At 63.7% G+C, this 25,256-nt stretch carries 20 protein-coding genes; 12 read left to right on the top strand and 8 right to left on the bottom strand.

What is annotated here, in order from left to right; translation table 11 throughout:
* From ABIV12_RS08490 to ABIV12_RS08515, 6 genes are all read left to right on the top strand, one after another.
* Nucleotides 1-120: potassium-transporting ATPase subunit C (locus ABIV12_RS08490; protein WP_348058262.1), on the top strand; the 120-nt coding region annotated here is incomplete at its 5' end.
* 114 nt (nucleotides 121-234) lie between these two features.
* Nucleotides 235-2,955 (top strand): sensor histidine kinase KdpD, encoded by a 2,721-nt coding sequence (locus ABIV12_RS08495; RefSeq protein WP_348058230.1) that lies wholly within the window; start codon nucleotides 235-237, stop codon nucleotides 2,953-2,955.
* A complete protein-coding gene (locus ABIV12_RS08500; RefSeq protein ID WP_348058232.1) occupies nucleotides 2,952-3,656 on the top strand; it encodes a response regulator in 705 nt (234 codons plus the stop codon). The genes ABIV12_RS08495 and ABIV12_RS08500 overlap by 4 nt, the downstream gene beginning before the upstream one ends.
* Before the next feature lie 82 nt (nucleotides 3,657-3,738).
* Complete coding sequence (gltX, locus tag ABIV12_RS08505; protein WP_348058234.1) at nucleotides 3,739-5,139, top strand: glutamate--tRNA ligase; 1,401 nt, start codon at nucleotides 3,739-3,741, stop codon at nucleotides 5,137-5,139.
* A 9-nt stretch (nucleotides 5,140-5,148) separates the two neighbouring features.
* Nucleotides 5,149-5,547, top strand: a complete 399-nt coding sequence (locus ABIV12_RS08510; protein ID WP_348058236.1) for a hypothetical protein — start codon at nucleotides 5,149-5,151, stop codon at nucleotides 5,545-5,547.
* Nucleotides 5,548-5,783: 236 nt separating this feature from the next.
* Nucleotides 5,784-6,290 (top strand): transcriptional repressor, encoded by a 507-nt coding sequence (locus tag ABIV12_RS08515; protein ID WP_348058238.1) that lies wholly within the window; start codon nucleotides 5,784-5,786, stop codon nucleotides 6,288-6,290.
* A gap of 6 nt (nucleotides 6,291-6,296) precedes the next feature.
* Here the strand turns inward: ABIV12_RS08515 and ABIV12_RS08520 are convergent, their stop codons facing one another.
* A complete protein-coding gene (locus tag ABIV12_RS08520) occupies nucleotides 6,297-6,947 on the bottom strand; it encodes an SGNH/GDSL hydrolase family protein (protein ID WP_348058264.1) in 651 nt (216 codons plus the stop codon).
* A 185-nt stretch (nucleotides 6,948-7,132) separates the two neighbouring features.
* On the bottom strand, nucleotides 7,133-8,227 hold the full coding sequence (gene ugpC, locus ABIV12_RS08525; protein WP_348058240.1) for a sn-glycerol-3-phosphate ABC transporter ATP-binding protein UgpC: 1,095 nt from the start codon (nucleotides 8,225-8,227) through the stop codon (nucleotides 7,133-7,135).
* Between the two features lie 186 nt (nucleotides 8,228-8,413).
* Here ugpC and ABIV12_RS08530 point away from each other — a divergent pair, with 186 nt between their 5' ends.
* The 6 genes from ABIV12_RS08530 to eda all read left to right on the top strand — a co-directional run bounded on the left by ABIV12_RS08530 (nucleotide 8,414) and on the right by eda (nucleotide 15,709).
* Nucleotides 8,414-9,763: a GH1 family beta-glucosidase gene (locus ABIV12_RS08530; RefSeq protein ID WP_348058242.1), complete on the top strand. Its 1,350-nt coding sequence runs from the start codon at nucleotides 8,414-8,416 to the stop codon at nucleotides 9,761-9,763.
* A gap of 85 nt (nucleotides 9,764-9,848) precedes the next feature.
* Nucleotides 9,849-11,300, top strand: a complete 1,452-nt coding sequence (gene zwf / locus ABIV12_RS08535) for a glucose-6-phosphate dehydrogenase (protein ID WP_348058244.1) — start codon at nucleotides 9,849-9,851, stop codon at nucleotides 11,298-11,300.
* A complete protein-coding gene (gene glk, locus ABIV12_RS08540; RefSeq protein ID WP_348058246.1) occupies nucleotides 11,297-12,334 on the top strand; it encodes a glucokinase in 1,038 nt (345 codons plus the stop codon). Before zwf ends, glk begins: the two co-directional genes overlap by 4 nt.
* Nucleotides 12,331-13,104 carry a 6-phosphogluconolactonase gene (gene pgl, locus ABIV12_RS08545; RefSeq protein ID WP_348058248.1) on the top strand — a complete coding sequence of 258 codons (774 nt, stop codon included), beginning with the start codon at nucleotides 12,331-12,333 and terminating at the stop codon, nucleotides 13,102-13,104. The genes glk and pgl overlap by 4 nt, the downstream gene beginning before the upstream one ends.
* A gap of 23 nt (nucleotides 13,105-13,127) precedes the next feature.
* A complete protein-coding gene (edd, locus tag ABIV12_RS08550) occupies nucleotides 13,128-15,041 on the top strand; it encodes a phosphogluconate dehydratase (protein WP_348058250.1) in 1,914 nt (637 codons plus the stop codon).
* Nucleotides 15,042-15,046: 5 nt separating this feature from the next.
* Nucleotides 15,047-15,709 (top strand): bifunctional 4-hydroxy-2-oxoglutarate aldolase/2-dehydro-3-deoxy-phosphogluconate aldolase, encoded by a 663-nt coding sequence (gene eda, locus ABIV12_RS08555; protein ID WP_348058266.1) that lies wholly within the window; start codon nucleotides 15,047-15,049, stop codon nucleotides 15,707-15,709.
* 50 nt (nucleotides 15,710-15,759) lie between these two features.
* On the opposite strand, the gene ABIV12_RS08560 is transcribed toward eda, so the two are convergent.
* From ABIV12_RS08560 to ABIV12_RS08585, 6 genes are all read right to left on the bottom strand, one after another.
* Nucleotides 15,760-18,951 (bottom strand): discoidin domain-containing protein, encoded by a 3,192-nt coding sequence (locus ABIV12_RS08560; protein ID WP_348058252.1) that lies wholly within the window; start codon nucleotides 18,949-18,951, stop codon nucleotides 15,760-15,762.
* A gap of 5 nt (nucleotides 18,952-18,956) precedes the next feature.
* Complete coding sequence (locus tag ABIV12_RS08565; RefSeq protein WP_348058254.1) at nucleotides 18,957-19,778, bottom strand: carbohydrate ABC transporter permease; 822 nt, start codon at nucleotides 19,776-19,778, stop codon at nucleotides 18,957-18,959.
* Nucleotides 19,775-20,653: a sugar ABC transporter permease gene (locus ABIV12_RS08570; protein WP_348058256.1), complete on the bottom strand. Its 879-nt coding sequence runs from the start codon at nucleotides 20,651-20,653 to the stop codon at nucleotides 19,775-19,777. The genes ABIV12_RS08565 and ABIV12_RS08570 overlap by 4 nt, the downstream gene beginning before the upstream one ends.
* A complete protein-coding gene (locus ABIV12_RS08575) occupies nucleotides 20,650-21,900 on the bottom strand; it encodes a sugar ABC transporter substrate-binding protein (RefSeq protein ID WP_348058268.1) in 1,251 nt (416 codons plus the stop codon). Before ABIV12_RS08575 ends, ABIV12_RS08570 begins: the two co-directional genes overlap by 4 nt.
* 77 nt (nucleotides 21,901-21,977) lie before the next feature.
* Nucleotides 21,978-23,504 (bottom strand): glucoamylase family protein, encoded by a 1,527-nt coding sequence (locus ABIV12_RS08580; RefSeq protein ID WP_348058258.1) that lies wholly within the window; start codon nucleotides 23,502-23,504, stop codon nucleotides 21,978-21,980.
* A gap of 160 nt (nucleotides 23,505-23,664) precedes the next feature.
* Nucleotides 23,665-25,176 (bottom strand): tryptophan halogenase family protein, encoded by a 1,512-nt coding sequence (locus tag ABIV12_RS08585; RefSeq protein WP_348058260.1) that lies wholly within the window; start codon nucleotides 25,174-25,176, stop codon nucleotides 23,665-23,667.
* Between the last annotated feature and the right edge of the window lie 80 nt (nucleotides 25,177-25,256).

Here is a 25,256-nt window from a genome sequence, read left to right on the forward strand (position 1 = left end):
GCCGAGGCCCAGGTCAGCGCTTTCGTCGCTCGTGCGACCGACGGACGGCAGTTTGGAGTGCTTGGCGAACCGCGCGTCAACGTGTTGAAGCTCAACCTGGCGCTTGACGGAAAGCTCTGACGATGAAGAACACCGCGAAAACATCGATGGGCCGCGTCAATTCATCCGTTTCGTGACGACTTGGTTGCGGCAGCCGCGACCGTGAAAAAGCCGCCGCCCATGTGACAATGCGCAATGCCTCAGCGAATCGACGGACAGCGCCCCGACCCCGATGCCCTGCTCACCCGCGTGCAGCAGGATGAATCGCGGGCGCATCGTGGTCGCCTGAAAATCTTTTTCGGTGCAACGGCTGGTGTCGGAAAGAGCTACGCGATGCTCGAAGCCGCGCGCCGGCAGCATGCGGATGGCGTCGATGTGGTCGTCGGCTATGTCGAGTTGCACGGCCGGCCAGAAACCGAAGCGTTGCTCGAGGGTCTCGAGCGCTTGCCGCCAATGCACCTGCAACACCGCGGACTCGATCTGGCGGAGTTCGATCTCGACGCAGCGCTGGCTCGACATCCGCGCCTGATGCTGGTGGACGAGCTGGCGCACAGCAATCACACCGGTGCGCGTCACCCGAAGCGCTGGATGGACGTCGAGGAACTTCTCGATGCTGGCGTCGACGTCTACACGACGGTCAACGTGCAGCACCTTGAGAGCCTCAAGGATGTCGTCGCGCAGATCACTGGCGTCGACGTGCGCGAGACAGTTCCAGACCGGGTATTTGCCGAGGCCGACGACGTCGAACTGGTTGATCTCGCGCCCGACGACCTGCTCGGACGCCTCGCCGAAGGCAAGGTGTACGTGCCGGAAAAGGCGCGCGAGGCGGCGCAGGGGTTTTTCCGCAAGGGCAACCTGATCGCTTTGCGCCAACTGGCACTGCGATCGACCGCAGACCGTGTCGACGCTGCGATGCGCGAGTATCGGGACCGGCACGCGATCGCACAGCCGTGGGCGGCCAATGAGCGTCTGCTGGTCTGCGTTGGTCCAGATCCGCTCTCCGCGCGACTCGTTCGTTCGGCAAGACGGATGGCCACCGCGTTGAACGCGCAGTGGCTTGCAGTCTACGTCGAAACGCCCTCGCTGGCGCGCCTACCCCAGGCGGCACGCGACCGCATCCTGGCGACGCTCAAGCTTGCCGAACAACTCGGTGCGGAAACAGCGAACCTGAGCGGCGAAACGGTCGCGGCGACCGTGATGGACTTTGCGCGTCAGCGCAACGTCAGCAAGGTCATTGTCGGCAAGCCGCTGCGCAATGGTTGGTTGCAGCGACTGAAAGGGACGCTGGTCGATGAGGTGATCCGTCGCAGCGGCACGATCGATGTCTACGTGGTCACGGCGGAGCCGGAGACGGAAGAACGCGCACCGCAGCGGACGTTTCACCGCAACAGCCAGTGGCCTGCCTATCTCAAGAGCATCGCCGTCGTGGCGGCAGCGACGTTGGTCTGCTCGCAAATGACCGGGCGCTTCGAGCGCACCAACATCGTGATGATCTACCTGCTCGGGACCGTGCTGGTGGCCGCGCGTTTCGGGCGCGGACCGTCGATCCTCGCATCGATTCTCAGTGTCGCGCTGTTCGATTTCCTGTTCGTGCCACCGCAGTATTCGTTCACCGTGTCCGACACGCAGTACGCCATCACGTTTGGCGTGATGCTCGGAACGGCGCTGCTGATCAGCAACCTGGCGACACGCGGTCGACGGCAGGCCTCGGTGGCGCGGCAACGTGAACGTCGCACTGCCGAGCTCTACGCACTCAGCCGCGAGATGTCGCGTCGTCGCACCCTCGACGAACTGTCGAAGTTCCTGTGCCGCCACGTGCTGGCGAGTGTCGATGGCGAAGCGGTGGTGCTGCTCCCGGACGCCGACGGGCGCATCCAGGATCCGACGCATTTCTGCGATCGCGGCAACGAACGCGCCGCGGCGAGTCTCGCGCGTTATCCCGTGCCCGGCAACGACCTCGGCATTGCGCAATGGGCGTGGGACCATCGCCAGAAGGCCGGTCTCGCAACCGACACGCTGGCCAGCGCCGGCGCCATCTTTTTTCCGCTCAACGCACTCAAGCGCTGCATCGGCGTGCTCGCGCTTCGTCCGTTGGAAGCGCGACAGCTGCAGATTCCCGAGCAGATGCATCTGCTCGAGGCGCTGGTCAACCAGGCGGCCGTCGCGATGGAGCGGGTGCAACTCGCCGCCGCTGCGCAGGAGGCCGGCGTGCAGTTTGAATCCGAGCGCGTGCGCAACGTGTTGCTGTCGGCGATTTCGCACGATTTCCGCACGCCGCTCGCAACCATCATCGGCTCCGCGTCAACCTTGCGTGACAGCGCGCCGGGTCGACTGGACGAACAGCAGCGTGCAACCTTGCTCGACGTGTTGCTGCATGAAGCCGAGCGGATGAACCGGCTGATCGGAAACCTGCTCGACCTCACCCGGCTCAGCGAAGGCGGGATCGAACTCAAGCGCGAGCCGTTTGCGATCGATGAAATCGTCGGAGCGGTGCTCGGTCGACTGAATGTCCCACTCGCCGTGCATCCGGTGTCGCTCGACTTTGCGCAGAATCTCCCGCTGGTGCAGGGTGACGAGGTGATGATCGAGCAGGTGTTCGTCAACCTGCTCGAGAACGCTGCCAAGCACACGCCGATCGGTACAGCCATCGCCGTGTCCGCAACATCGCGGGGTGACTGGATCGACGTGATCGTCAGCGACCACGGCCCAGGATTCGCCGCCGGCGACGAGGAGCGCGTGTTTGCCAAGTTCCACCAGGCGCGTCCTGAAGGTGCACAAAGCGGCTTCGGTCTTGGCCTTGCGATCTGCAAGGCGATCATCGAGGCGCATGGAGGCACGATCCACGCGAGCAACGCGTCGGGCGGTGGCGCGCAATTCCTTTTCAGCCTGCCGGCCGCTGCGCAGGTCATCGCATGACCGCGACACGTTCACACCTGTTGCTGATCGAGGACGATCCGCAAATCCAGAAATTCCTGACCACGGCGCTCGAAGCGCATGGGTATGCGCTGACGATCGCGGGAACCGGCGCCGAGGGACTCGCCGCGGCGGCGCTGAAGCAGCCGGACATGCTGATCGTGGATCTCGGGCTGCCGGACATGACCGGTTACGACGTAATCGCGCGCCTGCGCGAATGGTGCGACCGGCCGCTGCTGGTGCTGTCGGCGCGCGAACGCGAATCGGACAAGGTCGCGGCGCTCGATCTCGGTGCCGACGATTACCTCACCAAGCCGTTTGGCATTGGCGAACTGCTCGCCCGGCTGCGCGTGATGCAACGACACCTGGGGGGACGTGGCGCCGGTGAAGCGGAGGCCCGTATCGCGATTGGCGATCTTGTGATCGACCAGTCGGCGCGGCGAGTGATCCGCAACGGCGAGGACATCCACCTCACGCCGATCGAATACCAGCTGCTCACGATCCTCGCGCGCCATCGCGGAAAGGTGATGACCCATCGCCAGCTTCTGCGCGATGTGTGGGGCGCGGCGCACGTCGAATCGCCGCAGTACCTTCGGATGTACCTGCGTGCGCTGCGCGCAAAGATCGAGCCCGACCCGGCGCGTCCGCGCTATCTGCTGACCGAAGTGGGCGTCGGTTATCGGATGGTGGACGAGCTCGTGTGAGCGTCCGCGTGAGTCGCTCCGCGTACACCCCGGCGCCACTCCGGTAAACTTGCGCGTTCCACCTGCATGATCCGATTCCACGATGACCGTCCGTACCCGTTTTGCTCCAAGCCCGACCGGATACCTGCATATTGGCGGGGCTCGAACTGCGCTTTATTGCTGGCTCGAAGCGCGCCATCGCGGAGGCGAGTTCATCCTGCGCATCGAGGACACCGATCGCGAGCGTTCGACGCCGGAAGCTGTGAAGGCGATCCTCGACGGCATGGCCTGGCTTGGACTCGGTTACGACGAGGGTCCGTTCTACCAGACGCTGCGCATGGACCGGTATCGCGAGGTGGCAGCGGATTTGCTGAAATCGGGCAAGGCGTACTACGCCTACGAATCGAAGGAGGAAATCGAGGCGATGCGCAGCGCTGCGATGGCTGCGGGCACGAAGCCGCGCTACAACGGCTTTTACCGCGATCGCAACGAGCCTCTGCGCGAAGATCCGAACCGCGTGCTGCGGTTCAAGAATCCTCTCACCGGCAGCGTCGTTTTCGAGGACAAGGTCAAGGGACGGATCGAATGGAGCAACACCGAGCTCGACGACCTCGTGTTGATCCGTTCCGACGGATTCCCGACCTACAACTTCGCGGTCGTGGTCGACGACATCGACATGAAGATCACCGAGGTGATCCGTGGCGACGACCACGTCAACAACACGCCGCGCCAGGTCAACATCTATCACGCACTCGGTGCGCCGGTGCCGACGTTTGCGCACCTGCCGATGATTCTTGGCGCGGATGGCCAGAAACTCAGCAAACGTCACGGTGCGGTGGGCGTGATGCAGTATCGCGACGACGGTTTCCTGCCGCACGCGCTGCTCAACTATCTCGTTCGGCTCGGCTGGTCGCATGGCGACCAGGAGATTTTCTCGCGCGAGCAGATGATCGAGCTGTTCGACGCGGCCGACGTCAACCAGTCGGCTGCACGTTTCGATCTCGAAAAACTCTCCTGGCTCAACCAGCAATACCTCAAGAGCGACGATCCGCAGGAGATCGCGCCGCATTTCGAATGGCAGCTGCATGCCGCCGGTATCGACCCTCGCAACGGTCCCGATCCGGTGGATGTGATCGTCGCGCTGCGCGACCGCGCGAAGACGTTGAAGGAAATGGCGGAGAAGGCGCGCGTCTGGTACACGCCACTGGACGTCTATGACGAGCAGGCGGTCGCCAAGCACCTGAAGACGCCGACCGCACGCGTTGCGCTCGAAGCGGTTCATGCGCATCTTGCCGCTCTGCCGGACTGGACGGTTGAAGCGATCCACGCCGCGATCGAGGCGGCCGCCGTGTCGATCGGCGAGGGCATGGGCAAGATTGCCCAGCCGCTTCGCGTCGCGCTCACAGGTACGCAGGTGTCGCCCTCGATCGATCACACCGCATTTCTCGCCGGCCGTGACGAGGCGATGCGTCGCATCGAGGCTGCGTTGAAGAAGGTCGCCTGAGACGTTCCCATGGCGCTCGAATGCACCCTTGCGGCCCTGACCAATCTGGACCAAACCGATCCAGACGCGGTGCAGGAGTTGTTGCAGATCTGCACGCGAACGTTGCTGAGTCCTACGCTGTGGGCGTGGGCGTTGGGTTTCACCGTCGTGTGTGCGGTCATCGGTGGGCTGATCGGTGCAACCAAGGGACGCATGGTCGCCGGTGTCGTGTGGGGCATCGCGCTCGGTCCGATCGGCTGGGTGGTAATCGCAGTCTCGAACGGTAACCAGCCTGCGTGTCCGGATTGTGGGCAGACCAATCCGACCGATGCGAAAACGTGTCGTCATTGCGGCGTCAACCTGCGCGCCGCATCGATGCGGACCGATCTGGCGAGCTTCAAGCGCAATGACAGCGGGCGCGGCTGGTGACGCGGGCGCCGAGCGAAGGGTCGACCAGTGCGCCCGTGAACGCCGAAGGCCGGAGGCGCACTCTGCGGCCGGCGCGTTCTGTTCCTCCAAGGAGCCATCGCCGCGAGCCCTGGTCGTCTGACCCGGCCCGCCGTTGGTTTTCAACAGGACGCCGCCATGTCAGGGAGCGGGGCGGATGCGGCCCGGCTCCGCTTTTTCCCACGCGCTATGATGGCGCACCGCTTTGCGAACCTGCCATGACCTCTGCCTCAAACCATCGCCATACGCACCACGATCATCCGCACGATGCCGACGGCTTCGTTGAGACCGTGTCGAGCGCGTGCGAGATGCGGGGCCTCCGTCTGACGCCGTTGCGCCTGCGCGTGCTCGAGTTGATCGCTGCGGAATCGAAACCGGTCAAGGCGTACGATCTGCTCGACCGTCTGAAGGACGAACACACCGGCGCGGCGCCGCCGACGGTGTATCGCGCGCTGGACTTCCTGCTCGAACACCGTTTCATCCACAAGCTCGAATCGATCAACGCGTTCGTCGGTTGCCATCACCCGGACGAAGTGCACCAGGTGCCGTTCCTGATCTGCGATGTCTGTTCGAATGCGATCGAGATCTGCGACGAGCGTGTGTCGTCGCTGCTCGGTGACCAGGCACGCGAGCGCGGATTTGCGCCGCGGGCGCAGACGATCGAGGTGCACGGCGTCTGCGCCAGTTGCCATGGCGAGCCGGCGGGGAAAGCGCGCGCCTCCTGATCGACGTCAGCGGGATGTCAGCGCTGGCGCGATGATCGACGTCCACAGCTGATAGCCCGACGCGTTCATGTGCAATCGGTCCGGCCCGAAGAGTTCCTCGCGCGGCTGACCGTCTTTGCCGAGCATCGGATCGAATACGTCGACGGTGCGCACTCCATGCTTCGTCAACGCGTACGCACGAACCATGGCATTTGCCAAGCGCATGATCCCGAAGTTCCGCGCCCGTGACGGGCTGGGCTTGATCGAGATGAACACGATCGGGGTTCGGGGTGCATCCTTGCGAACCGCGGCAACAAACGCCTTGAAATCTTCAAGCACCTGTTGCGCCGAAGCGCCTTCCTCGATGTCGTTGTCGCCCGCATAGAGCACCACCATCCGCGGACGGTATGGGGACACGATGCGCGGCACATACCGCGTCGCATCGGCGATCCGCGATCCGCCGAAGCCGCGGTTGAGTGCGTTGCGGCCGGGTAGATCCTCGGACAACGTCGTCCACATGCGGATCGACGAACTGCCGATGAAGACGATGCCGCCCGGTTTTGGCGCGTGCGCCCGGTCGGCGATTTCAAACTGGTGGATCTCCGATTCCCACGGGTCGGATGCAGTCGGCCGTTGAGCGTGCGCATTGATTGCGAATAGTGCGAACGCCAGAAGCATTGGCGCCAAGCAGAGCCTCAGATTCGTCCCTTGCGAAGCGGGGGAAAGTGCCAAGCGGTCTGAACCGGTTGTTGTTTGTTGGAGTTCAAGATCAACAGCGCCCCCTTCCGCCTTTGGCACCTTCCCCGGCTGCGCAGGGGAAGGAAACAGCATGCGAAGCCATGACGCATTCCGCAGCGTGCGCATCAGAGCGCCAAGTCCAGGCGGCGCTCGCTCTGCGGATCGAACAGATGCATGCGCTCGGGTCGGAACACGAGCTGCAGCTCGCTGCCGACGTCCGGAATCTCCTGCGGCGGCACCCGCGCGACGACGGTGTGTTCGCCCGCGCGCATGTTGAGGAAGATCTCGTTGCCGACCGGTTCGGCGAGTTCAAGCCGTGCCTTCAGCGAATGCGCGGGCGTCGAACCGTTGGCGGGAATCAGGTCTTCGGGGCGCAGGCCGACGACGAGTTCCGACCCGACTCTTGCCACTGCGCCGACTGCATCGCCAAGCGCCAATTTGGCGCTGCCCAGATCGAGCGCGAGGCCGTCGTCCGCGACCACGGTGCCGCGAAAGAAATTCATCGCGGGACTGCCGAGGAAGCCGGCGACGAACAGGTTGATTGGCTGCTGATACAGCCGCATCGGTGTGTCGATCTGCTGGATCTCGCCAGCGCGCATCACCACGATGCGATGGCCCAGCGTCATCGCCTCGATCTGGTCGTGGGTGACGTAGATCATCGTTGCATCAAGATCGCGATGCAGCTTGGCGATCTCGACGCGGGTCGACAGGCGTAGTTTTGCATCGAGGTTGGACAGTGGCTCATCGAGCAGGAACACCGCGGGCTTGCGTACCAGTGCGCGGCCCAGCGCGACGCGCTGTCGTTGTCCGCCGGACAACTGCGCCGGCTTCAGCGGCAGCATGCGGCCAAGGTCGAGCATCGTTGCGGCCTCGCCGACGCGGCGTTCGATTTCCTCCCTTGCAGTACCACGCAGCTTGAGGCCGAAGGCGAGATTTTCCGCGACCGTCATGTGCGGATACAGCGCGTAGTTCTGGAACACCATCGCGATGTCCCGGTCGCGCGGGGAGAGGTCGTTGACCACCCGCTCGCCGATCGACAGCGTGCCGGAGGTGATCGATTCGAGGCCTGCGATCATCCGCAGCAAAGTCGACTTGCCGCAGCCGGAAGGGCCGACCAGCACGAGAAGTTCACCATGGCCGACGTCGAAACTCGCATCCGCGACGCCGACATAGCCGTTCTCATAAACCTTGCGCAGGTGGTCGAGTTGTACCATTGCCATGGGGAGCGTTTCCGAAATCGCCGCGGGCATCGCGCGCCGCCCGGAGCATGCCGCAACCGGTGCGGATGCGCGTGCGTCGAGCAGGAGCGTCACGACGGCTGCACAGGATGCGCCGCTTGAGCTATCCTGCAATGTAATCGTTTTCATTCCCGTAATTCCAGCGACATCAGCGCCAAGGACGAATCGATGAGTGAGGGTTTCGAGTTTCCGAAGCAGTTCCTGTGGGGCAGCGCCACGTCGGCATATCAGATTGAGGGGTCACCTCTGGCGGATGGTGCGGGACCGAGCATCTGGCACCGCTTCGTGCGCACGCCGGGCATGGTGAAGGACGGCGACACCGGCGACATCGCCTGCGATCACTATCGCCGTTACAAGGACGACGTGAAGCTGATGCGCGATCTCGGCCTCAAGGCCTATCGCTTCAGCGTGGCTTGGGCGCGCATCCTGCCGGAAGGCAAGGGACGAGTGAATCCGGGCGGACTCGATTTCTACGAGCGCCTTGTCGACACCTTGCTCGAGAACGACATCGAGCCGTTGCTGACTCTTTATCACTGGGACATTCCCGCGGCGCTCGACGATCGCGGCGGCTGGCTCAATCCCGACGTGGCGAACTGGTTTGCCGACTACGCGACCGTGATGTACCGCAAGCTTGACGGTCGCGTGAAAAAGTGGGCGACCTTGAACGAGCCGTGGGTCGTCACCGACGGCGGTTATCTGCATGGCGCGCTCGCGCCGGGTCATCGCAACAAGTACGAAGCACCCATCGCGTCGCATCACCTGCTGCGTTCGCATGGTGCCGCGGTCAAGGCGTACCGCGCCGAGGGCAAGCACGAGATCGGCATCGTGGTGAACCTGGAGCCGAAGTACGCCGCCACCGACAGCGCCGAGGACGCCGCCGCCGTGTTGCGCGCGGATGCCTACATGAATCGGCAATACCTGGACCCGGTGTTCCTCGGACACTATCCGCCGGAGATGAAGGAGATCTTCGGCGAGGCGTGGCCCGAGTGGCCGGACGAGGATTACGCACTGATCAAGCAGCCGATCGATTTCATGGGCTTCAACTACTACACGCGCAGTGTGACGAAGCACGATGAATCCTCGTGGCCGCTGAAGGCATCGGCCGTGCGCCAGCATGCGACCTACAGCGAAACCGGCTGGGAAGTGTTTCCGCAAGGGCTGGTCGACGAACTGGTGTGGATCAAGGACCGCTACGGCAATCCGCCGGTCTACATCACCGAGAATGGATCGGCATTCTACGATCCACCCGTCGCCGAGAACGAGATCGTCGAGGATCCGCTGCGCGTCGATTACCTGCGCAAGCATCTCAAGGCGATCCATACCGCGATCGGCAAGGGCTGTGACGTGCGTGGCTACATGGCGTGGTCGTTGCTCGACAACCTCGAATGGTCGCTCGGGTTTTCCAAGCGATTCGGAATCGTCCACGTTGATTTCCAGACACAGAAGCGAACGCCGAAGGCGAGCGCGCGCCTGTATTCGAACGTCGTTGCGACCAACGGGCTCGCCCTCGGCGATTAGCGGTCAACCCGCAGTCCGTTATATTTGGCGTTTGTGCGGAAGGCTCCGGTCACCTCGACCGGGGTCACGACCTTGGAGGAAGGCCTTGCACGACACGCTGCTGTTGTTTGGCGCGACCGGCGATCTCGCCGCGCGCCAGCTGTTCCCGTCGCTGATGCACCTGCTGCGCGACCAACTGCTTCCGCCGGAATTCCGCATCGTTGCCGTCGCGCGCCAGCCGCACGACAACGACGCTTTCCATGCCTGGTTGGCGGAGCATCTGCCGGCTGACGAACGCGACCCGGATTCGCTTGCCGAACTGCTGCGCCGGATCGACTACGTGCATGTCGACCTGAGCGATCCGACCGCGATCGCGCCGGCGTTGGCGAGTGTTGCAAGCCGGCGCTGTGTCAGTTATCTGGCGACGCCACCGTACCTGTTCGTGCCGATCGCGCAGGGGCTCAAACGCGCCGGCCTGCTCGAGGATCCGTGCCGGCTCGTGCTGGAGAAACCGATCGGCAGCGACCTCGAATCGGCACGCGCCATCAATGCCGCGCTGGGCGCGTGCCTGACCGAAGACCGCATCTTCCGCATCGATCATTACCTCGGCAAGGCGGCGGTGCAGAACCTGCTTGCACTGCGCTTCGGCAACACGCTGCTCGAAGCGGTATGGCATCACCGCTGGATCGAATCGGTTGACATCCTTGTCGCGGAAACGGCTGGAGTGGACGGTCGTGAAAGCTACTACGCAGACTATGGCGCGCTGCGCGACATGGTGCAGAACCATGTGATGCAACTGCTGTGTTTGATCGCGATGGAACCGCCGGCGTCGCTCGATGCCGACGTGCTGCGCGACGAAAAGCTGAAAGTTCTGCGTGCGCTGCGTCCGTATCGTGCAGACAACGTATCCATCGATACGGTCCGCGGTCGTTATGAAGCCGGACTTGTCGACGGCGCACCCGTGCGCGGCTTCTCGTTGCAGTCGGTGCAGGGCCGCGAACCGGTGGAGACATTTGTCGCACTGCGCGCATCGATCGACAACTGGCGCTGGGCCGGAGTGCCGTTCCGCCTGTGCACCGGCAAGCGTCTGGCCGAACGCGTCACCCAGGTGGTGGTCACGTTCCGACCGACGTCGCACTGGCTGTTCGAAAAGCCGCGTCGCGAGCGCGCAATGCCCAATCGCCTCGTGCTGCGCCTGCAGCCGCAGGAAAATGTCGAACTCGAATTGATGAGCAGCTTGGCGGGACCGGAATGGGGTGCGCTCGAGCTGCAGTCGCTGCCGCTCGATCTGTCGATCGAGCCGGCCATCACGCGGCGCATCGCATACGAACGCCTGCTGCTGGATGCACTCAACGGCAACTCCACGCTGTTCGTGCGCAGCGACGAGGTCGAGGCCTCGTGGACCTGGATCGACAGCATCATTGCGGCATGGCGCGAAGTGGAAGCGCCGATTCTGCCGTACATTGCGGGATCGTGGGGTCCGGCCGCTGCGGCCGCGTTTCTTCCGCAGGCACCGACACGCACCGGTGGCGTGCAACGCGAGAGGCGCGGCGCATGAATCCGGTCCACAGAAGCGCGTCCATCCTGCTCGCCGATGTCGGCGGTACCAACGTGCGCTTCGCGCTCGCCGATCCGTCGACTCCGAAGCCACTGTTGTCGGACAGTATCCATCGTTACCGCGTCGCCGATTTTGCGACGTTCACCGACGCGGCACTCGCCTATCTCGGGGAAACCGGCGCGCGGCCGCAGCGGGGCGTATTCGGCTTTGCAGGCCAGGTGCGCGACGGAGAGGTGCAGATCACCAATCACGCGTGGCACGTGTCGAGCGAACAGGTGTGCAACGAATTGGCGTTGCAGCACCTGCGCATCGTCAACGACTTTGCCGCGATGAGTCTGTGCGTGCCGTTGCTCGATGCCGACGACGTCCGCGCAATCGGGTCACCTGCCGCTCCCGTGCTTGATGCGTCGAAGACCTCCCGATTCGCGGTCGTCGGCCCCGGCACCGGTCTCGGTGTCGGGGCGCTGCTGCTTCGACAAGGGCATGCGTCGGCGCTGGAAACGGAAGGCGGGCATACCAGCTTTGCGCCGCGCACCCAGGAAGACATCGAGATCCTGCAACGCCTCGCGGCACGATTCGGGCGCGTCTCGAACGAACGGTTGCTGTCGGGAGGCGGCCTTTCGAATCTGCACGATGCGCTGGCCGACATCCATGGTTTCCCGATCGAACATCTGATTCCGGAGGAAATCACACGCCGCGCTGCGGCAGACTCCGATCCGGCTTGCGTGCGCACGATCGAAACGTTCTGCGAATTCCTCGGCGGCGTCGCCGGCGATTTCGTCCTCGCATTCGGCGCATGGGATGGCGTGTATCTCGCCGGTGGCTTGCCGCCACTGATTCTTCCGTGGCTCGAACGTGGCGGATTTCGTCGACGGTTCGAAGACAAGGGGCGATTCGTCGACACGCTGATGCAGGTTCCAACAGTCGCGATCCTCCATCCGGATGCCGGGCTCCTCGGCGCTGCTGCGTGTGCGCTCGAGGATCTTGGTGCGCCGCTCGTGCGTTCGCCGAGTGCGGCCGTGAGTCCATCGTGAGCCCGTCGACACCTGACATTCCGCTGCCCGGCGGACGCGCAGGACGCATCGAATGGCATGCGAGTGCCGACCAGGCCTCGTGGATTGCCGCTTCCACCCAGGCCATCGTGAAGGCAATGCGCGAAGCGGCGTCGGCAAAGCGCTTCGTGCATCTGCTGTTGTCAGGTGGAAGCACACCTGCGCCGATCTACTGCGCGCTGTCCGAATGCACACTCGATTGGCCGCGCGTGACGATCGGGCTGGTGGACGATCGCGACGTGGACCCCGACGCGGACGGCAGCAATGCGCGCCTGGTCCACGAAACACTGTTGCGTGGAGCTGCCGCGGCCGCGCGCTTCGAGCCTTTGCGGGGCACGGGCCGTTCGCTGCACGATGCGGTGCGCGCAGCGAACGAGCGCTTCGTGGTGGGCACTTCTGCCACGCATGAGCGCGCCAACGAAGTCGGACTCGCGGTGCTGGGAATGGGCGACGACGGGCATACGGCATCGCTGTTTCCGGGCGCGACGAACCTCCCGGCCGTGTTGATGAGCCGCAAGCCGTATGCGTTGATTGACGCAACCGGCTGTCCGGTTGCGGGCGCGTTTGCCCACCGCATCACCCTGACTCCGACCGGGCTCGGATACGCACGCAATCGGATCCTGTTGATTCGCGGCAGTGTCAAGCAACGTGTTTTTGAAGCCGCGCTGCAGAGCGGCCCTGCCAGCGAGATGCCGATCCGTTATGCGATCGATCTCCCGGGCGCGCCCCTGCAGGTCCACTGGTGTCCGTAGAAATGCACGCCCGGGAACGACCCATGCATCCTCGAATCGAAGAAGTCGTTGCGCGCATCGCCCGCCGCAGCGCGTGTGGCCGGCGCGCGTACCTTGACCTGATCGAGGCGTCGCGCCTGCGCGGCACGACGCGCTCGCACCTGTCGTGCGGCAATCTCGCGCACGGTTTCGCCGCGAGCGGCACGCACGACAAGAACGCGATCAAAGCCGGCATCGCGCCGAACATAGGCATCGTCACTGCGTTCAACGACATGCTGTCGGCACACCAGCCGTTTGAAACCTATCCGTCGCAAGTGAAGGCATTTGCGCGCGCGATGGGTGCCACCGCGCAAGTCGCCGGAGGTGTCCCTGCGATGTGCGATGGCGTGACGCAAGGCCGCATCGGCATGGAATTGTCGCTGTTCTCACGGGACGTGATCGCCCAGTCGACCGCGATCGCGCTGTGCCACGACATGTTTGACGTCGCGCTGTGCCTTGGCGTGTGCGACAAGATCGTGCCGGGCCTGTTGATCGGTGCGCTTGCATTTGGTCATCTGCCGGTGGTGTTCGTGCCGGCTGGTCCGATGCCGAGCGGGTTGTCGAACAAGGCCAAGGCCGAAGTGCGCGAACGCTACGCGGCGGGCAACGCGACGCGCGAGGAGCTGCTGGAGACCGAGGCTGCTTCGTATCATTCACCCGGCACGTGCACGTTCTACGGCACGGCAAATTCCAACCAGATCCTGCTCGAAGCCATGGGTCTGCAATTGCCCGGCGCGTCGTTCGTGAATCCGGGAACGCCACTGCGCGATGCACTGACGCGTGCGGCGACCGAGCGCGCGCTGGCGATCACGGCGCTCGGCGACGACTATCGCCCGATCGGTCAGCTGATCGACGAGCGTGCGATCGTCAACGCGATTGTCGCGCTTCTCGCGACGGGCGGCTCCACCAACCACACGATCCATTTTGTTGCGGTCGCCCGCGCGGCGGGTCTGCGCGTGACGTGGGAAGATTTCGACGCGCTCGCCGATGTGGTCCCGCTGCTCGCGCGCATCTACCCGAACGGCGACGCCGATGTGAACCACTTCCAGGCGGCGGGCGGCACCGCGTTCCTGTTCCGCGAGCTGCTCGACGCCGGCTTGATGTGCGATCTCGCAACTGTCGATGCCGGTGGCATGCGCGCGTACACGCGCGAGCCCCGTCTCGTGGACGGGAAGCTCGCGCAGACCGATGCAGTTGCCGAGAGTCTCGATGCGGCCGTCGCTCGGCCCGCCTCGAATCCGTTCGAAGCGACCGGTGGGTTGCGTCTTGTGCGCGGAACCCTGGGCAGCGCGCTGGCAAAGGTGTCGGCGGTGAAGCCGCAGCATCGCAAGGTCGACGCGCCCGCGGTGGTTGTCGATGATCCGGCGGAGCTGCGCGTGCGTCACAAGGCTGGAACGTTGCCGCGCGATTTCATTGCGGTGGTGCGCCATCAGGGACCGAAGGCGAACGGCATGCCCGAACTGCACAGCCTGATGCCGCTGCTTGGCATGCTGCAGAATCAGGGCAGGGCGGTTGCACTGGTGACCGACGGGCGCCTGTCCGGTGCATCCGGAAAGGTGCCTTCGGCAATCCACATGACGCCGGAAGCAGCGGTTGGCGGTCCGATCGCACGCGTTCGTGACGGCGACCGGATCATCCTCGACTGCGAGCTCGGCACATTGGACGTGCGCGTTGCCGACGCCGAATGGAACGCGCGGATTCCCGCGACGAACAGCGCTCCTGCCGGGCAGGATCTCGGGCGCACCCTGTTCGCGTTCTCGCGTGCAAACGTCGGTCCCGCCGACGAAGGCGCGCTGTCCATTTCCTGCGGTCCGCTGTTTGATGCATCGGCGGGCAACGAACACGGCGGATCGACTGAAACGGAATACGACGTCGGCACGCTCGACGCCTACGCGCCGTTCGAAGCGAAGGATGCATGATGACGATGGAAAGACCGATGAAGGACGATGCGCTGTTTGAAGCAAGCCAGCAGGCGGCGATTGCGCTGCTGCGTGCGACGCGCGTGCTGCCCGTCGTCACCGTCGAGTCGGCCGAGCAGGGCGTCGCAACGGCGCGTGCACTTCTCGAAGGCGGATTGACCGCCATCGAGGTGACGTTGCGGACGCCGGCAGCACTCGACGCGATTGCCGCGATCCGCCAACACGTACCCGGAATCGCACTTGGCGCTGGAACCGTGGTGTCGGAGCGGCACATCGCGGCCGCGCGAACTGCGGGGGCCACATTCCTGGTGACGCCGGGAACGCCGCCGGCGCTTGCGCACGCGCTGGTCGCGTGCGGTCTTCCGGTCGTGCCGGGCGCGGCGACGCCGAGTGAACTGATCGCCCTTTCGTCGATCGGATTCCGGGTCGCGAAGTTGTTTCCCGCAGCGGCGATCGGCGGCATTGCGTTGATTCGCGCGTTGCAGGGTCCGCTTGCCGATCTCTTGCTGTGCCCCACCGGCGGCATCACCGAAACCGATGCCTCGACGTATCTTGCGCAGAAAAATGTCGTCGCGGTCGGCGGATCGTGGATGGTGCCGCGCGCGTGGATCGAACAGGGAAATTTTGCTGCCGTGACCGACGCGTCGCGAAAGGCGAGCGCGCTTTAGTCACGCGTTCGCCACAGAGCGCCGGCCGCAAAAAGCCGCGTCCGGCGCTTTCAGCGAATGACGAGTTCGGCAGGAAGTCGTGTGATCTTCCACTCGCCGTTCTGTTCGGTGACCCGGCGGCCGTCAAGACGACCCGACCGCGGCCCATCGTTGCGTGGCAGCCACAGGGCAAATCCACCGGGTGGAACGCGCATGCCTTCTGATGCAATGTTCAGCCGCACCACGCCCTTGGTGTTCTTGAGCGAGTAGCTCAGTTTCCCCCACGGCGTATGCAGGTTGCGGATCGAAACACCTGGGCCCTCCATCCATGTGTCGGGCACACCTGCAGCCAATACGAGTGACTGGTCGACAGTGCGTTCGTATGCGAAGAGATCGAGCGTGGAGCGGATGAAATCCGATGCGACCCAGCCATGCGGCATGTCCCCGACGAAGCGCGCCTCGCGCGGATCGCGTCCGACCACTTCCGCCCACTGGTTCCAGGCGTCAGGCCGGCGATCGTGCATGAAAAAATCGATCGCGGCATGCGCACGGTCGCGCATGCCGAGGCGGACGAATGTACCGACCGTGCGCCATTCGTACGGCGTGTAGTCCTTCCACTCACCTCCGTCGCGTCGCGTGACGAAGTGGTCCCAATAGCGCTCGTAGGTGTTGCGCAGAAGGTCCTGCGGCAGGTTCGCCTGCTCGCCGGCCGGTGACAACGCAATCGTCGTCGACGTCGCATCGAAGTCGCCGAGTTCCGCGCAGCCGGGCAGGTAGTCGATCCGATGATCCGCGACGGAGCGGTTGATCGATGTGTAGAGATCGCCTTTGAACTGGTCGCGCGATTGCGTCAGGCGCATCGCGTCCGTCGTTTTGCCGAGTGCATTCGCAATCTCGACCGCGGCCTTGTAACCGGCCAACGCCCAGAAATCGTCCCAGTACGAGTGCATGGGTTTCGCCGAATAGCCTTCGTGGCTGATCGATGCGGGCATCAGTCCGAAGAACGATTCGCGGCCGGGCGCGCGGTTCGCATCGGTTTGCTCGCTCGCGCGCAGCGTGTCCATGTAACGTGCCGCTGCATCCACGTGCGGCCACATCGACGCGAGTTGCGTGCGGTCGCCGGTGTAGCGGTAAACCTCGTTGGCCAGTTGGATGAGTTCGCCATGGCTGTCGTTCTCCGGCACCGGATCCGATCCACGCGCGTCGACGCAGCAGGGCACCTTGCCGCTCTTGAACTGATAGGGCGCATACCAGTCGAGATAGGCACGCGCGACATCCTCGCGCCCGAGCCGCAGCAGTGCTTCCGACATCATTGCGCCATCGCGGATCCACGAGCGCGCATACGAGCGGGTGCCCGGTCGCAACGCGGGGCCGTCGCGGCTGATCAGGATATCGGCGAGTGCCGTCCGCAGTGTGTCGACAAGTTGCCGACCGGCGGACGGCAGGTCGATGGTGACTTCATCCAGTGCGCTGCGCCACGCCTGCGCCGTCTCGCCCTGGCGTGCGAGGAACCACTCCCGGGCGTCGTCGTCGAGTTGCTTCAACGCCGGCATGCCGCCTTCGAGAGGAATCGACAAGCCGACTGTGCGGGTCCCGTTGGCCGGGATCTGCAGACGGTAGATCAACGCACCGGACGCGAGCCCGTTTGCATCGTGCAGTGCATGCGTTGCATGCGCATCGGTGGGAACGGGCTTCGCGATCACCGCTCCGAGCTGGTCGACGATCATCCCGGCATCGACGCTGCTGCTGGCGAACTGGTCGGGCGCGACCAGCGCGAATACGCGTGGCGTGCCGTCGATGCCGACCACCTTGCCATCCCACGCGAGGTCGTGGATCGGACTGACGCCACCCGGTGCATTGAGGAACTGGATCGACGGATTCACCTGGAACGGTCGCACCGCGAGAGCCAGCACCAGTTCGCGGGGTGCGTTCGACGGGTTGTGGACTGCGTAGCGTGCAAGGATCTGCGAGTGACCCGGTTCGCCCACGCCGAACGCGGTCACTTCGAGGCCGACGCGGTCGGTGTTCCAGGACACTGTCGGTATTGGAAGATAGCCGTCCTGCAGCGCGTGACTGATTCGTGCGTCTGCCCATGTGGTGACGCGAACCGCGCCGCCGTTTGCGGACTCCGGATCGAGGACGAAAGGCTCGATCGAAAAGCCGCCACGAGCGACTTCGAGCGCGCCATCTTCCGATAGCAATCCGCTGGTGTGACCGCCGTCGACGCCGACAACAGTCCAGTAGGTCTGCTCGTTGTAGAAGCCGCGCGGATAGTAGCCACGCGGAGACAACGCGGAAAGACTCGAGAAGAACGCGTTTGCGGAGGCGCCAAACGCAAGGTCCTTGATCTCGAGTTCCGCGAGCGCGTAGGCGTGCATCGGTCCGTCGTGGAGATGGATGCGCACATAGCGGGCCTCGGAGTCCGGCAGATCGAGCGGATCGACGCCGCCGTTGCCTTCGGTTACGCGTCGCACGAGTCGCCAGGTGTGTGCGTCCGATGACAGTTCGATGTCGTAGCGGGAGGCGAACGCTTCTCGGTCCCAGCGGAGCAGCAGCCCGCCGAACTCGCGCACCGTGCGAAGATCGACGGTGAGTGTCTGGTCCGGACCGCGAACGGGATCACCGCGCCAGAGCGTTTTCATGTCGCCGTCGAGCGCATGGCCCGCTTCGAAACCGCGGACGGAGCTCGACGCTGTGGCCAGCGGAATCGGCAGAGTCGTGGGCGGCTCCGGCAGCGACGTGAGCTTCAATTGATCGAAGCAGACCTCGCCGCGTCCTCCTTCGCGTGCGTAGACGGTGAACTCGACCGTCTCGCTGTGCCGCAGCGTCTTGTCTTTCGCCGGTCCCCACGCGAAATCGACCTGACGCTTCTTGTAGCGCACGTCGGTCCATTCGCGCGCAAACACGAAGTCTTCGCGATTGACCCACCAGACGTTGTCGCCGCTTGCATCGGCAAGCTTGAACTGGAGCGCATTGGGTGGCGCGTTGCCGCGCGTGCGGAACGAGAATGCGTAGTTCGGTGGAACGTCGAACGGCAGCGACCTGCGCATCGACGCGTAACCGGAGACGCCGTTGAAGTCGAACGCGAGGCACATTGCCGGCGCCGCGGCCGACGTATCGGAACGCAGCGTCGCAGTCACCTGGTCGGATCCGACCGCGGTCCACGCGCCGGAGTCGGCAAACGGTTCGGCAACGGTCGTCGATGCGAACACATTCACGCAGTTGAACACGGCGACCCAGACCAGCCACCCACGCAACTGCATCCGGTTCATCCTTTCACGCTGCCGAGCAACAGCCCCTGGATGTAGTGGCGTTGCAAAACGAGGAACAGCGCAAGCACCGGCAATGTGGTGACGACGGATCCTGCCATCATCAGCTCGTTGTCCTGCACGTGTTCGCGCGAAAGTCCTGCCAGGGCGACAGGAGCGGTTTGCCATGCTTCGTCGCTCAGCACGATCAACGGCCACATGAAATCGTTCCAGCTGCTGAGAAAGGTGAAGATCGCGAGCGTCGCAACGATGGGTTTCAACAGCGGCAACACGATGGTCGCGAAGATGCGCAGCTCGCCGGCACCATCGATGCGTGCCGCCTCGATGAGTTCCTGCGGGATTGATCGCGCGTACTGGCGCACAAGATAGATACCGAACATCGTCGCCAGCGCAGGGACAATCACGCCGCCATAGCTGTTGACAAGATGCAGGGACTTCATGATCAGGAACAGCGGAATCATCGCCACCTGTGCTGGAATGAGCAGCGCAACCAGCAGGCTCTTGAACAGCCGGTCACGTCCTCGGAAACGCAGTTTTGCGAACGCGTAGCCGGCGGCGAGGTTGCACAGGAGTGACAGCGTGGTAATCGCGCTCGCGACGATGAGACTGTTGAACAGGTAGCGGCCCATGCCTGCGCGCTCGAACAATTCGCGGTAGTTCGCAAATGTCGCGTGGGCCGGCAGGATCGGCGGCGGAAACGCACTTGCTTCGCCAGGTTGCATGAAGGAGACCGACAGCATCCACAGCAGCGGGAACAACGCGAATGCGGCGATTGCAACGAGTGCGCCGTTGACCAGAACACCGGACACGCGCGCGTTCATGCCATCTCTCCGCGCCTGCCGAAGCGCTGCAGCAGCACTGTCGCCGCCAGGATCAGCGCGAACAGCAGGAACGCAATCGCGGAGGCGCGGCCGAGGCTCCACCACTTGAAGCCTTCCTCGTACATGAAATACAGCACGCTGACGGTGCTCTGCAGAGGATCGCCCTGGGTCATCACGTACGGTTCGGCAAAGAGCTGGAAGTAACCTGACACCGTGATGATCGATACCAGCAGCAGAACCGGCCTCAACATCGGCAGCGTGATGTGGCGGAACTGCTGCGTCGCAGACGCGCCATCGATGCGTGCAGCTTCGTACAGATCCGGTGGAATCGACTGCAGGCCCGCCAGCAGGATGATCATGTTGTAGCCGAAGTTCTTCCACACCGCGAACAGGATGATCGCTGGCATCGACCAGTGCGGATCGCCGAGCCAGTCGATGGGTGCGATGCCGAAGTGCGCGAGCGTGTAGTTGATCAGCCCATAGCGGGTGTGCAGCAGATAGCGCCAGATCACCGCGACCGCGACCACGGTGGTGACGACAGGCGCGAACAGCGCAGTGCGAAAGAAACCTTTCCAGCGTGCACGCTGCGAATCGAGCAGCATCGCCGAGCCGAGCGACGCTGCGATGGACAGTGGAACGCCGACGCCGACGAAATACAGCGTGTTGACCAGCGACTTCCAGAACAGCGGGCGGGTCAGCACGTCGACATAGTTGCCGAACCAGACGAAGCGCAGGTTGTGCAGGTCGGCGAGCGCGTACAGGTCGAAGTCGGTCAGGCTCAACGCAAATGCCGCGAGCACCGGCACGAAGAAGAATGCGCCGAGCACGATCAGCGCGGGCGCGCTCAGCAGCCAGCCGGCCCTGTTCTCGTTCATTTGCGTTCCTTCGAGGCGGCAAGCATCGACCGCCGTTTCTCGAGGATCTCGTCGGTGCGCTGATCGAGGTCGCGCAGCACGATGTCCGGTGATTCGTGGCCGCGAACCGCCCGTTCGGACGCAAGACGCACCTGCTGCGCGATGCGTTCCCACTCCGGCACCTTGGGCGCCGGCTTCGCATTCTCAAGCTGCTCGCGGAAAGCGCTCGCGTACCTGTCGCTTGCGAGAGCGGGGTCGGCCCACGAACTGCGTCGTGGCGGAAGATCGCCGCACAGTTCGTGAAAGCGCAACTGTTGCGCAGGTTCGGAGAGGAATTCGATCAGCTGCCAGACCTCACGCGGATGTTTCGATTGCTTGAACAACACCAGGCTGCTGCCGCCTGCGATCGCACCGCCGGGACCATTCGGGCCCGGCAACGGCATCGTTGCCCAGTCGTTCTGAAGGCGTCGCGGAAGGCGTCGCTTGAACTCGCCGACGTTCCATGGTCCGGTGATGAAGTACGAAAAAAAGCCGGCGCCGAATTCGTCCCAGACATTGGAGATCTGCGTCGCGCTCATCTCCGGAGCCCAATCCTTGTGGAACGCGTCGAGGTAGAACGCGAATGCACGGCGGAAGCCGGCGCTCTGGAAATTGCCGCGCGTGTCGTTGTCCTTGAGCAGCGGATCGGCTTCCTGCACAGCGAGGTTGAGCAGCGGTTCGTACTCGTTGAGCGGGAGCAGGATTGCGTAGCGTTCCGGTCCGACATGCGCCTTGACCGCGGCAAGTGCGGTGCTCCACTCGGCCCACGTACGCGGCGGCGCGGGAATTCCGGCGGCTTCGAGGATGTCCTTGCGATAAAACGCGAGCCGCGTGTCCACGTACCACGGAATGCCGAACAACTCACCGTCGATGACGTTGGTGTCCCAGATGCCACCGAAATAATCGGCGGGCTGGATCACCCGTGACGCAGCGACAAATGGCTGCAGCGGCGACAGCGCACCGAGTGCAGCCATCTCCGGCAACCAGGTGTTTCCCAGCTGTGCGAGGTCGGGCAGCGCATCACCCGCGAACGCGGTCAGGAGTTTTTCGTGCGCGCCGGTCAACGGCAAAGCCTGGACGTCGACACGGATCGACGGATGCAGTCGTTCGAAATCCGCGAGCAGCGCGGGCACGACCTCCGCTTCGCGTCCAATGCCCCACATGCGCAAGACCACCCGATCGGTCGGTTCGCGCGCGCAGCCGCCCAGCGCCGCGGCCAGTCCGAGCATCAGCCCGACAAGCCCCGCATGCTGCCGCACGTTTCCGCTTGATTGGATGGTCACTGGAGCCTGCATGGTCGTGTGGCTCAGCGCGCCCGGCCTTTCTTCGCATCCGACGAACGGCCGGGCTTCGCATCGAGCCAGCCGCCCTTGAATCCCGCGCGCTCGAGACCGAGGCGGATGTGCGGATTCTTGCGCATCACCGACCAGACGAAGTCACTTCGATAGTTCTCGATCATCGCGATGATCGGTCCCTGATCGATACCGAGGTACAGGTTGTCGACCCAGCCGACGCCGGGAACGATTTCGCCGCTGCGCAACTTTCGGTCCTGAAACGTGAAGCTCGGATTGAATGCATCGATGAAACCGTATTTGGTGTAGACGTGATCCCCGTAACGTTCCTTCATCGCGCGGATCGCCGGGACCGCAATGTTCGGCGCAAACGCAATCGATGAAGCCGCCGCGGTGGGCGCGATCGTGCCATCGTCGATGGTTCCGATCCGGCCCGCGCCTCGCGCGATGTAGCCGTAGAAGGTTTTCGGATCCGCGGCGTAGCGATCGATTTCGCCGCGCTTCGCGGGCGCACGCGGGCCATTGGATGCGGTCAGGCCCCAGATGTCCTGCCCATAGTCCTTCCACTGCAGCGGGTTGTGAATGGCGTACTCGCGCTGCGCGAGTGTCGCGCGCAGGCTGTTGATGAAGTAGTCGATGCCGTGCCCGCGCATGTAGTCGTCCTGGATGCCGCGGAAGTCGATCCACACATGGCTGTACTGGTGGCCGAACAACGGTGCAAAACCAAGGTGTTCCTGGCCCTGGAAGCTGCCCCACGTGCGGTCGTTGGTCTGCGTCCACGCGTTCCATGCGCTCACGTCGAGCGGGTGGGTGGGTGAGGCGAGTGCGAGGATGTAGAGGATCATTGCCTCGTCGTAGCCTTGCCAGTCCGCGTGGATGAAACCGGCCTCCGGCGTCCAGCCCATCGACACCAGCGGTGCTCGCGGTGACGCCCACGTCCAGTCGATGCGGGCGTAAAGATCATCGGCGAGCTTGCGGATTTCCTTCTCGTCCTTGCTGTTGCGGTCGTAGTACGACTGGCAGAAGAGGACGCCGCTCATCAGGAGCGTTGTGTCGATGGTCGACAGCTCGACCCACGTCGCCGAGTGGTAGCGCCGACCGGTGTCCATGTCGAGGAAGTGGTAGAAAAAGCCGCGATAGCTGGAGGCGTCGGCCTCGGTTCCTTCGGGAAGCGTTGTCAGCGTGCGCAAGGTGGTCAGCGTGCGGGTGACCGCCTCGCTGCGTTTCATCCAGCCGCGCTCGACACCGATTGCGTAGCTCGTGAGACCGAATCCGATTGCCGCAATCGACGAGAAGTAGTCGCTCGATTTGTCGGTTGGATCGTCCGGCCAGTGGTCGGGGATCAACCCGTTTTTCTGGTTCGAACTGTCGCGAAAAAATCCAAAGGTGCGTTTTTCCAGATCGTCGACGAGCGCCTGGTCGGATTTGGCCAGGCTCGAAAAGGCAGCAGGGTGGTCGCCATTGTCACTGCCATTGCCATCGCCGCGGGCGTCGCCACACGCAGATGCGAGGGACAGCAGCGTGACAAAAAGGACGGTCAACGAGGATCGGGACGATTTGAAGGGAGGCATTGATTTGTCCGGTGTCAGTGCACGAAATACAGCGCGGATCGCGGGTTTCGACCCACGGCAATCGATGCGCCGCTCGCGCAATCCTCAGCGGCGTCACGATCCTTCGTCGGGCGCGCGTGCGCAACCGCCATCAGGCGGGCGCCTTGCAGAATCGATCGATGAACATCTGATGCATCGGCATCGACTCGACACACGCGTCGATGACGCCCTTGACGCTGCGCATGAGACCTTCAAGTTCCGGCGCAGGCAGTTGATCGACCATCGGATGGTGCGTGGCCGGCACGATGCGCTGGCCAAGCATGACCTGTACCCAACTGGTGAGAATGAACATTTCCTCGGCGTTGCGGTAAAAACGGCCGCTGCTGCGCCACAGCCGGATGGTCTCGGCGAGCGGTGCGGGGATGCTCATGGTGCGACAGTAGTCCCAGAACGGCGAGTCGTTGCGTTCCGTCGCGCAGTAGTGAAGGACCAGAAAGTCACGAATGCGCTCACATTCAAACGCGGCCTGCGCATTGTAGCGATCGATGATCGCCGGATCGAACCGGCGATCGGGGAACAGGTTCACCAGTCGCGCGATGCCCGACTGGATCATGTAGATGCTGGTGGATTCCAGAGGTTCCATGAATCCGCTTGCGAGGCCGATCGCGATGCAATTGCGATCCCAGAATTTTTTCCGCATGCCGGTCTTGAAGCGAAGCGTGCGCGGTTCAGCCAGGGCGGGTCCATCGAGGTTTGCCAGCAACGTCGATGCGGCTTCGTCATCGCTGATGAACTGGCTCGAATAGACATAACCGTTACCGGTGCGATGTTGCAATGGAATGCGCCACTGCCATCCGGCCGAGCGCGCAGTCGAGCGCGTGAACGGCGTCGGTGGACCGACGTTTTCGCACGGCACAGCGATTGCGCGATCGCACGGAAGCCAGTGGGTCCAGTCGTCATAGCCGGCGTTCAAGGCCTGTTCGATCAGTAGCCCCCGGAAGCCCGAACAGTCGACGAACAGATCGCCTGAGATGCGCTCGCCGCTGTCGAGAACGATCGCATCGATGAAGCCGTCGGTGTCGCGCAAGACGGTTTGCGTCACCTTGCCTTCGGTGCGACGAACACCGCGCGCCTCGGCATAGTTGCGCAGAAAACGCGCATACAGCCCGGCGTCGAAATGATACGCGTACGCGATGTTGGCGAGCGGCGATGTGGGTGGAACGTCGCTGGCCGAGGCCATGAACTTGCCGAGTGGCGCCGCCGCGGTGTTGAGCGAGTAAGCGCCAATGTCCTCGGCGACACCGGTTTTGAACGCTTTCAGCCAGTACTGATGGAACGGCAGCATGCCGTAGTCGTGGCCGACCGTGCCGAAGCCGTGGATGTAGCGATCGCCAATCCGGCCCCAGTCGACGAACTCGATACCGAGCTTGAAGGTGCCTTGCGTCTGCTTGACGAAATCGATCTCGTCGATCTCGAGGATCTTGTTGAAGAGTTTCAGGTGCGGAACAGTGGCTTCGCCGACGCCGACCGTGCCGATTTCCTCCGATTCGATCAAGCGGATGGAGACTTGCGGACCGAGGATCTTGGCAAGTGCGGCGGCAGTCATCCAGCCGGCTGTTCCGCCGCCGACGATGACGATGTCCTTGATGCGGTTGTCGATCATACGGGAACGTCAACTCCGGAAAAACAAAGCCCGCGTGGCGGGCTCTGTGAAGCAACTCAAGTCTGATCTCCTCGCCGGGC

This window comes from Dokdonella sp., assembly GCF_039926425.1.
Classification (GTDB): Bacteria; Pseudomonadota; Gammaproteobacteria; order Xanthomonadales; family Rhodanobacteraceae; genus Dokdonella_A.